This is a genomic window from Collimonas sp., from assembly GCF_044339385.1.
In the GTDB taxonomy this organism is placed as follows: domain Bacteria; phylum Pseudomonadota; class Gammaproteobacteria; order Burkholderiales; family Burkholderiaceae_D; genus Collimonas.
Genome location: NZ_JBIIVN010000006.1, coordinates 20,546 through 30,751, shown reverse-complemented (window position 1 = coordinate 30,751; position 10,206 = coordinate 20,546). Strand labels below are relative to the sequence as shown.

Sequence of the window (10,206 nt, the reverse complement as noted above, 5' to 3'; positions counted from 1 at the left end):
CGACAGCTTGTCGCGTAAATGCATGCGTCTAATCTTGCCTAACATTTCCATGGTGATCACCTTATATCTCCTGCCTAAAAATTAGACAGGGCAAGTAGAACACCTGGGTCAATTTTGAATCAGTACTATGCCCTTTGCTGGGTCAATTTTCGGTCAGCCGTAACAGGCCGCGCGACCTGCGTGTGCATATGGTGCCGCACAAGTACGACATGCCGCTCGGCGGCGTTGGCGAACCAGGCACACCACCTATCGCCCCGGCCTTGTGCAACGCCATATTCGCGGCAACCGGCAAGCGCATTCGCAACCTGCCGATCCGGGATCAGCTAAGCAAGAAGAGCTGACCCTGCTACAACGGATAACGGCCATGCGACTTCCCGTGCATGGCCGTTATTGTTTACGCGGATCTAATCTTGTATCCGGCCTGATTGATATATCTTTGCCAGTCCCTCGTGCAATACAGGGAACAGGCTGCGGTTGAAATTATTCCAGCGCAGTTCAAGAATCGTGTCTTCCTTGTCGATTTCAGTCTTCAGGACATCGTGGATCACTTCGCCGGAATCGATGCCATTGTCCACATAATGGAAAGATGCGCCGGTCATGTACAGCGGTTTCACAGGAACGGTTTCCATGGTTTGCCAGTTGACCACTTTCTGGCCGCGCGCGCCGTACAGCGCATCCAGCGTGGCGTAGGCGCCGCGCCGTTCATAGGGTGACTCCAGGCGCGTGACGCCAGGATGGATGTTGACGATCTTGCGGTGGAACAGGCTGCCTGGCCGGACCAGTTCGTCCAGGATGATCAGCAGGCCATCCAGCACGACGATGTCGGCATCCAGTTCCAGCAAGGTGTCCAGCAAGTGCTTTTCAAACGCGCTTTTACCCGCAATGCGTTCCGGCGCCTGCATGCCATGCCGCCGGTAAGCCGACGGAATAGCGAGCAGAAATTCGTTCGCTGGCCGCCCCTGCACCTGCAGATCCGGCGGATAAAACCAGCGCTTGCCGGCTTCGTACGAGAAACCATAGTCCTTCAATTTCTCCCTGTCGATGGCCAGTTCGGCATCGTCGTCGTAGATCACTTTTTCGAGCGAGTACATTTGCCCCAGCTCGGTCTGGTTGAGTGCTTCAGCCAGCGATTCCAACACAGACTTCATGTAACGCGTACCGTCCTTGTAGGCGACATTCTGTCCGGCCTTGTCGGCGGCTGCATTCCTGAGGGACCAGATATAAACGAGTTTTTTCTTTTGCATGGTTACTTTCATTGATCAAAGAGGCAGCGCTGTTCGGCGTTGCCTCATCAAGCCACTTACCAGACGTACTTCGCAGACGCCACCACCGTGCGCTGATTACCGTAGAAGCAGGTATTCACCGATTGGCAGCCACTGACGAAACGACGATTGAACAGGTTCGTCGCATTCAGCGTGAAGCGCCAGTTCTGCATGTCGTAGTGCGCACCGGCGTCGTACACCGTATTACTCGGCACCAGCAGCGAGTTGTCAGATGCCCCCGCCGCTCTGCTCTGGTAACGAATACCCGCGCCCAGGCCGAAACCGGCCAACGCGCCGGTGTGCCAGGTCCAGTCGCCCCACAGCGACGCCATCTGGCGCGGCCGCGGAATATCGACCGGCCATTTACCCAGCGAGGAATCGTTGGCTTCGGTATTCTTCACATCCTGATACACATAAGCGGAGATGATGGAGAATTCGCGCGTGATGTTGCCGACCGCGCTCAACTCAAGACCGCGTGAACGTACCTGCCCGGTCTGCACCGAGAAGGTCCCGGTCGGATCGGTTGGATCCGGCGTCAGCACGTTGTTCTGGTAGATCTGGTACAGCGCACCGTTCAGCGTCAGATTCTTGCCTTCCGGCTGCCAGCGCACCCCGGCTTCCACCTGGCGTCCCTTGGTCGGCGCCGCCAGATTGCCGCTGGCCATCCTGACGCCGATCACCGGATTGAACGAGGTCGAGTAACTGATGTAAGGCGACAGGCCGTAATCGCCCAGGTAGACCAGTCCGACGCGGCCCGAAAAGGCGCGATCGCTCTGCTGCAGCTGCGTGCCGCCTACCAGATCGCTCTGCTTGGTGTCACTCCAGTCTTGACGTCCACCGACAGTCAAGGTCCAGCGCCGCCATTTGATCTGGTCCTGAGCGTAGGCGCCGAGCATGCTCAGCGTGGTCCGGGTATCGGTCGGCGCATAGGCCGCCGGCGTGGAAAAGATCGCATTCGTGATCGGAACATAGACCGGGTTATACATGTTCAGGCTAGGTCCGAGCGCCATGAATTCCGTATCGCTGGTGCGCTGGCGGTTGTATTCCAGGCCCAGTAACACAGTATGGTCGAATGGACCCTGCTTGAATTTGGCCTGCGCCTGGTTGTCGATATCGAAGCGGCTATAGTTGAACTGGTAGTCGCCGACGTAGCGCAATAGCGATTGCTGGGTCGGGTCGGTGTCATCCAGTCCGCCGCCGAACACCTGCCCCTGGTCCAGCGACAGGTGCATCAGGCGCAGGTTCTGGCGGAATGTCCAGACCGGATCGAACTTGTGCTCGAACTGGTAACCGGCCGACCATTGCTTCTTGCGGTAATGCGAAAAATTCGGATCGCCGGTGTACAGGTTCTCTGAAATCGTGCCATTCGGATTCGGCAAGATGGTGTCCTGCGCCGGCAGGAAATTGTTGGATGCGTCGCCGTGGTCTTGCAGGTAGGTCAAGGCGGCGGTCAGCGACGTGTTGGCGTCCGGCTGCCATTTGATGGATGGGGAAAAAGCAATCCGCCGCTCGCCGTTCGGTCCGGTCAGGGAATTGCCGTCGCGGCCGACGCCGAGCACGCGGTATGACAGCTTGCCGTCAGCATCGATCTTGTCGCCGATATCGAAAGCAATTTGCTTCCTGGCGTAATCGCCGATCTGCATCTGTACTTCGCGGATCCGCTCGCCGTTGGCGAGTTTGGTCTGGACGTCGACGATAGCGCCTGGATCGCCCTGGCCGTACAGCACCGAGCTTGGACCGCGCAGCACGGTAATGCTATCAATCATGAAGGGATCGACGCGCCAGCTGGCCAGGTTGATGGTGGTCGGCACCGCCAGCCCGTCGGTGTACACCGTTGGCGTGAAGCCACGCAAGACCGAATACCAGTCCGAGCGCACTTCCGAACCGTAGGTCGAAAAACCTGGCACGTAGCGTAACGCATCGTTGACGCTGGCAGCGCCGGTCTGTTCGATCTGCGCCGCCGTCACCACGTTGATGGTCTGCGGAATCTCATTGAGCGGCGTGTCGGTCTTGGTGCCGGTGGCGCTGCGCTTGGCCACCAGGCCAACAGTGCCGTTATCGTCTGAGCCAGCATTGACATTGATTTCCGGCAGCGTACTGTCCGCTCCGGCCTTGCCGTTTTTCTGCACATCGTTTGCCGGTTGCGCCGCCTGTTGAGCGTGCGCATAACCTACAGCCGTCGCGTCAAACAATACGCTTACTGCAACGACAATCGCACGCCGACGCGTGCCTGTTATCCATTCCATCTTCTACTGCTCCCAATTGCGATGCGGTTTTTAACCGCTTTCTTTGAAATCCCGAAGCGGTCATTGACCGCCTCAAGCTACCCATATAGCTTCTAATAAATACGTCTCGAAATTCAGAATGCCTACTTTCTGCCCTGGTTATCCCCTTCCAACTACAATTTTTCCAACCGGCGCGACCGGAGTCATCACCACGTTACAAAGCGGAAGCCAGGCGACCACCTTCCACAGCACGTTTCAACTGATCCGGCATCGGGCCGCCTCCTGCTTCTTGCTTGATCTCCTGCTTGACTTCCTGCGTCAGCGACGACGTAATTTCGTCTGAGCGCAGCGCCAATACCGACAGCAGCGTGTCGGACAGACCATGGCTGTCTTCGCAGCAGCCTTGCAGATAAATACGCGGTTTGAAATTCGCCGGAGTGGAGAGCCGGTAATCGCGTCCGACATTGCCCTGCGCGAGCGCATCGCCGAGATATGGCGCTAGCCCGTCAAGCAGGCCAAGATGAGTGGCGCGACCATAACCTGTGGCCAGCACCAGCGCATCGAAACGTTCCGCGCAAGCGTGGCCATCGAGGCGGTTACGCAAAGTCAGCTCGATCTGGCCGTTGCTGCTGCGCACAGCCGTTTCGATCGCCGTGTTGGCCAGCAGGCGATGGCGCTGCTCCACGCCGACGTTTTGCAGGTACAGCATTTCGTAGATCTGTTCGATCAGCACGCGATCAACCACCGCATAGTTGGTGTCACGGAAGCCGTCAATCAGCGAGCGCCGGATATCTTTCGCCTGGGCGTAGACGATATCGGTATATACCGGGCTGAAAATCTCGTTGACAAAAGGGCTGTCATCGGCCGGCTTGAGCGCACCCGAGCGCATCACCAGGCTGACGTCGACTCCCGGATAGCGCCGCGTCAGGTCGATGAACACCTCGGCGGCGCTTTGCCCGGCGCCGATCACCGCGATCCGTTTGCGCGGGCCGCTTTGCGGTTGGCCGACCACCCGATCGATCGACGTCAGGTAATTCGAGGTGTGAATGATGTTGTGCGGACCCAATGCAGCGAAAGCTTCCGGAATCCGCGCCGAACCGCCGATACCGACCGACAGCGCACGCGTGACGCGCTGCCATTCGCGCCCTGCCTCATCGCGCGAAAATACGCGCAAGGCATTAATCTGGCCGGAACGATCCGCAGCGGCGACGGGTTCGATGCCTACGACCGTTTCGCCGTAATGCACCTTTTCATCGAACGCCTGTGCGACCCAGCTCAAGTAGTCGTGAAACTCCAACCTGGTCGGATAAAAGCTCTTCAAATTAACGAAATCAGGCAGCCGGCCGCGCTCGAACAGATAATTGATGAACGTGAAACAGCTCTTTGGGTCGCGCAAGGTCACCAGATCCTTCAGGAAGGAAATCTGCATCCGGCAATCGTCGAGCAGCATGCCGCGATGCCAGCCGAACTCCGGCTGACGTTCGATGAAACACTGCCCGATACCTGATGCGCCTGCCTCTTCGGCAAGACGTACCGCAAGCGCAAGGTTCGACGGCCCGAAGCCGACACCAATCAGATCAAAAACGTTATCTCGTTGCATGTCTAATTTCCTTATTAGTGGCGGCCGGCAGCTCAGATGTACCGACCGATAAAAATGTCTGGGAGTTAAATATTCGTGGAGTCATTCGACTTTCAACCGGCATCAGGCACCTCCATTACCGTAGCCCGCTGCGAAGCCAGGCACTCCCCCATTGCATAGAAATATGGCTGGGCGAATACGCCAACAATCGTCAGTGAATAACATGCCACCTGGGCCGCATCGACGAAACGAACAAGGTCGAACGAAGTGGCGCCGGTTTCAAACAGGTTGTCCTGAAACGCCGGGAGCTTGCCTTTGAACAGGTCGCCCCACACGGTTTGCAAAGATTGTGCGAACTGCATTGCTTCAGCTTGAACTTCGCCTGCTTCCACCGTTGCGGCCGCTTCTGGCGTGCGTCGCACGGATTCAATCTTCGTGGGTGCAACAGGACCAAGCGCGGCATGTGGCGCATCGACGAATTGCTCGATCACCTGCGTGTAATCGGCCGTCAGGGCTTCGACGAACGCGCTATCCACCAATTCGTTTGCGTAAGAGAAAGCTCCGGTCACACGACCGTCAGGATGCTCGACGATGTCCAGTTCCAGCTCAAACACCACCCGGTGTCGAACATCGTTGAAATCGCTGAGTGCCAGGCCGCCCCAATCGCGGCCAGCCGCACCACTTGGACGCATGTAGTTGAACATCACCTGAAACAGCGGATTGCCGATCGCCGCGCGCGGCCCGCGCAATGCAGCTACCACGTCGGCAAACGGCGTATCTGCATGGCCATAAGCGGCAAGCGCGGCATCACGCACCGTGGCAAGAACCGCGGCCGGTGAATCGGCTCGATTGAGACGGGTACGCACCACCACAGCATTGATGAACAGACCCAATGCACGACGAGCAGCGTCGCCTGTCAACTCACGAGTCGATGCCAACACCCCTACCGGCTGGTCCGTCGCTCCGGTCGCACGATAGAACGCGACATTGAACGCCGCATGCAGCAGCATCGGCAAGGTCGCGTGCGCCTCGAACGCCATGCTGCGTGCACGTCGCAGCAATTCCTCGTCGAGTTCAAAGGCAATCCGCCCCGCCACCCAGCGCGGTTCTGCCACTCGACCTGACGGTGGCGGCGGCAGTACGCTGGTTGGTAAATCGGCAAGCGCATCACGCCAAAAGCCGAGACGTGAAGCCGGCGCAGCGGCGGGCAACAACGGCAGATCAGGTATGACGTTCGGCGGCACGCGCGCAATCGCGGAACCTGAAACCAGTGCGACGTAAGTCGCGCGGATGTCGTCAAGCCACAGGTCTATCGAATGGCCGTCCGACACGATGTGATGGATCACCAGCGACAACACATGTTCCTGCTCGGCCAGCCGCAGCAAGCGCACCCGCCAGAGCGGCGCTTCGCCCAGCAGGTTGAAGGGGGTGAGCGCATCCTCGTCAGTCAAGGCAACCGCCCTCGCCTTAGCTGCAGCGTTACCTTCAACAGACAGGTCGACAAGTGGCACCGCTAGCGGGCAGTGCGCCGCGATGCGTTGCCCCGGAAGTTCACCGGTGCGCTCGACCAGTCGGGCGCGCAAGGCGGGATGACGGGCCGCGGCCAGGGAAAATGCTTCGCGCAACGCATCGAGATCGAGCGCGCCGCTCAGGCGCAATGGCAGCGGAATGTTGTAGGCAGCGCTTGCCGGCTGTGTGCGCCACAGGAACCACAACGCGAGTTGAGGCGGAGATAATGGCAATACGCCATCGGCGTCGGCAACAAAGGCGACAGCATCGGTGTCGGCAGCGCCGCTTTCACACAACGGCTCCATGTGCATGGAAGCCATCACGCGTTGCGCGTACTGCGCCAAATTTGGCGCCTCAAACAGTGCACGTACCGGCACATCGCGGGCCAGCCGTTCGGCCACCCTGGTCGCTACGCGCACCGCAGCCAGCGAATGGCCACCCAGTTCGAAGAAATGGTCGGCGCGACCTACCCGTTCAGTACCCAGAACTTCGCGCCAGATTTGGGCGAGCGCAGTTTCGACACCGGCCATCGGCGATTCGTACACACGCTCCACCCGTTTGGGTTCCGGCAACGCGCCGCGATCGACTTTGCTATTCGTATTGCGCGGCAGTGCATCGAGTATGACGATGTGCGCCGGCACCATGTAATCGGGCAAGGTGTGACGCAGGTGCGCGTCCAGTTCAGCAGCATCCGCCGGCGCCTGGCGCTGCCTTGCCTCCGCACTCAACTCGACATAGGCAACCAGCGCCGCTTGTGCACCCTTGCCGTACACGATCGCTACCGCTTCGCGTACATCCTCGTGCGCCGCCAGCTGGGCCTCGATCTCTCCCAGTTCAATGCGCAAGCCGCGCAGCTTCACCTGGTGGTCAACGCGGCCGATGAAATCGAATACGCCATCAGCGCGGCGCTTGACCAGATCGCCGGTGCAGTACAAGCGCGCTCCCGGCGCACCAAACGGATCGGGCACGAAGCGTTCGGCGGTGAGCGCCGGACGATCAAGGTAACCACGTGCCACGCCGACGCCTTCGCCACCCAGATACAGCTCGCCGATCACCCCGACCGGCAATGGATTGAGACGTGCATCAAGCACATGCGCGGTGCGCGCGCCAACCAGCGTGCCGATCGGCAGATAGGCGCTGTCGGCCAGTTTGGCGCCATCGTCATCTGGATAGAACATCCACAGCATCGGCGTAATGACGGTTTCGGTCGGCCCGTAACCATTAACGATCCGCACATTCGGAAAAGCCCGTCGCATCAGGGAAAACGCCTCGCGCGAGGTTGCCTCGCCGCCCACCGTCAGCGAGCGCAAGGTAGGCGGCGCGCCGTGCATCAATGCCCACTCGGCCAGCTGCGCCGCGCAACCCGGCGGCACATAAGTCATGGTGACGCCTTCGCGCACCATCATCTTGCAGGTCTGCGCCGGCGGCCAGAGCGTGTCGGCGGCCACCGCCACTGCTGCACCTGACATGTATTGGGAAAACCAGCCTTCGTGCGCACCATCGAAATTCACCGACTGGAACAACAGGAAAACATCGTCTTCGCCGGCGCCGTAGCGTTCGGCGATGGCCGCGCAATGCCGGGAAAACGAAGCATGGTCGACGACCACGCCTTTCGGTTTTCCTGTCGATCCGGAGGTGTAGATCACATAAGCAGCCTGTGTAGGCGCCACAGCGGGCAACGTAATCGACGCGGTTGCGCAATCATCCCTGCCCGCGCCATCCTCGTCCACCAACCAGACGCGCATGGCCGGCGATTGCGGCAACGCCGGTAGACTCTGCTGTTCGGTAATCACGTGGGTGATGCCGGCATCGCCGAGAATCTGCGCCAGGCGATCCCGAGGATGGGCCGGATCGAGCGGGACAAAGGCGCCGCCCGACTTCAGTACCGCGATCAGGCCAATCAACAGATCGACCGATCGGCTAAGTGCGACACCAATCCGCATCTCCGCGCTGACTCCCGCCGCAATCAGGCGCTGCGCCAGCCGGGTCGCGCGCTCGTCGACTTCGCCGCGAGTCAAGGCACGCTGCACGTCGGCGACGCCACGCGCATCCGGCCGCACGCGGGCATGCTCGGCAATATGCTCATGCACCGCTTTGAAAGCATCCTGTCGAAGCGGTTGATTGTGATTCCAGGCTTCCAGCTGTGCACGCTCGATCGCCGGCAGCCACTGTAGATCGCACACCGCCGTTTCAGGTACTGCCACGGCATTCGACAGCAAGGTGACAAAGCGCTCGACAAGCCGTTCGATGGCATCGGCGTCAAACATGTCAGCCGCATAAGTCAGACCGGCATCAATCGCGCCATCGTCGTGTTCTTCAAAGTTGAGCGTCAGATCGAATTTGGCGAACGGCGTACCGGATGGCAGCATGGTGATCGACACGTCCGCCAGCGACGGCAGATGGCGGCGCGCGCCGTAGGCAGCCATCACCTGGAACAGCGGATTGTGGCTGGCGCTACGCACCACGCCAAGCGCCTCTACCACTTGCTCGAACGGCACATCCTGGTGCGTCTGCGCATCAATTAAATTGTTCTGAACCTGGTCCACCAGCGTGGCGAACGGTTGGGTGTAGCCAATCCGCGTGGCGAGCGTCAAGGTATTGACAAAGAAACCAATCAAGCCGACGGTTTCAGCACGCTCGCGGTTGGCCGACGGCACGCCGATCTGGATATGCGTTTCGCCGGAGGCACGTGCCAGCAATGCATTCAATGTTGCCAGCAACACGGCGAACGGCGTTGCCCGGCGCGTATTGGCCAACGAACGGATACGCTGCGCCAGTTGCGCATCAATCCGGAACATGTGACGCGCGCCGCGCGCACTGCGCTGTGCCGGCCGCGGTGCGGCGCCAGGCAGCATCAACACATCGCGGTTGACATCCAGCTGGCTGCGCCAGTATTCAAGCTGCGATTCGCGCTCACCGGCATCGAGCCAGCGGCGTTGCCACAAGGCGTAATCGGCATACTGGATTGGCAGCGGCGCCAGCGCAACCGTTTCTTTCATTGCATACGAGCGATACAGCGAACTCAGTTCGGCCAGCATGACATCGACCGACCAGCCATCGGCGACGATGTGGTGCATGGTGATGGCCAGCCAATGGGTTGCCGCATCCAGGCGTATCAAATGCGCGCGCATCAATGGCCCCTGCGTCAGATCGCATGGCTGCGCCTCGTCGTTGTGTGCCAGCTGCTCGGCTTGCGCCGTGCGTACCGCTGCCGGCAAGTCGCTCAGATCCATCATGCGCCAAGGGCAACGTGTCGGTGCATGTACGGTCTGCTGCACGCCGTCCGAACTTTCTGCAAAGGTGGTGCGCAAGGCTTCATGGCGCGCAATCAAGGCATCGCAGGACAAGCGCAAGGCATTGGCATCGAGCGCGCCATCAAGCTGCAAGCGCTCGGTGATGTGGTACGCAGCCGGCTCGTCGATCATGCGCGCATGCAGCCACAGGCGCGTCTGCGCGAACGAAGCGGGCACACTTGCCGCACGTTCGGCGCGCGGCGGAATCGGCAGCAAGCGGAAATCGATACCAGCAGTAGTCAGCTTTTGCAAAAGCAGCTTGCGCTGCGCGTCGGACAATTGCGCGAAACGGGCTGCCAGCGAAAGCAGGGCTGGTTTTACAGTCGCCATCAGTGAAT

At 59.9% G+C, this 10,206-nt stretch carries 4 protein-coding genes and 1 pseudogene; 1 reads left to right on the top strand and 4 read right to left on the bottom strand.

Translation table 11 applies throughout. The annotated features are described in order from the left end of the window. Positions 1-143 precede the first annotated feature (143 nt). Positions 144-341, top strand: a pseudogene (locus ACIQ0R_RS01035) (hypothetical protein); the annotation flags it as partial. Between the two features lie 63 nt (positions 342-404). Here the strand turns inward: ACIQ0R_RS01035 and ACIQ0R_RS01030 are convergent. From ACIQ0R_RS01030 to ACIQ0R_RS01015, 4 genes are all read right to left on the bottom strand, one after another. Further along, positions 405-1,244: a formyltransferase family protein gene (locus ACIQ0R_RS01030; RefSeq protein WP_395822819.1), complete on the bottom strand. Its 840-nt coding sequence runs from the start codon at positions 1,242-1,244 to the stop codon at positions 405-407. Between the two features lie 56 nt (positions 1,245-1,300). Next, on the bottom strand, positions 1,301-3,508 hold the full coding sequence (locus ACIQ0R_RS01025) for a TonB-dependent siderophore receptor (RefSeq protein ID WP_395822817.1): 2,208 nt from the start codon (positions 3,506-3,508) through the stop codon (positions 1,301-1,303). Positions 3,509-3,701: 193 nt separating this feature from the next. Further along, on the bottom strand, positions 3,702-5,087 hold the full coding sequence (locus ACIQ0R_RS01020) for a lysine N(6)-hydroxylase/L-ornithine N(5)-oxygenase family protein (RefSeq protein WP_395822815.1): 1,386 nt from the start codon (positions 5,085-5,087) through the stop codon (positions 3,702-3,704). 92 nt (positions 5,088-5,179) lie between these two features. Then, positions 5,180-10,198: an amino acid adenylation domain-containing protein gene (locus ACIQ0R_RS01015; protein ID WP_395822813.1), complete on the bottom strand. Its 5,019-nt coding sequence runs from the start codon at positions 10,196-10,198 to the stop codon at positions 5,180-5,182. Positions 10,199-10,206: the final 8 nt, after the last annotated feature.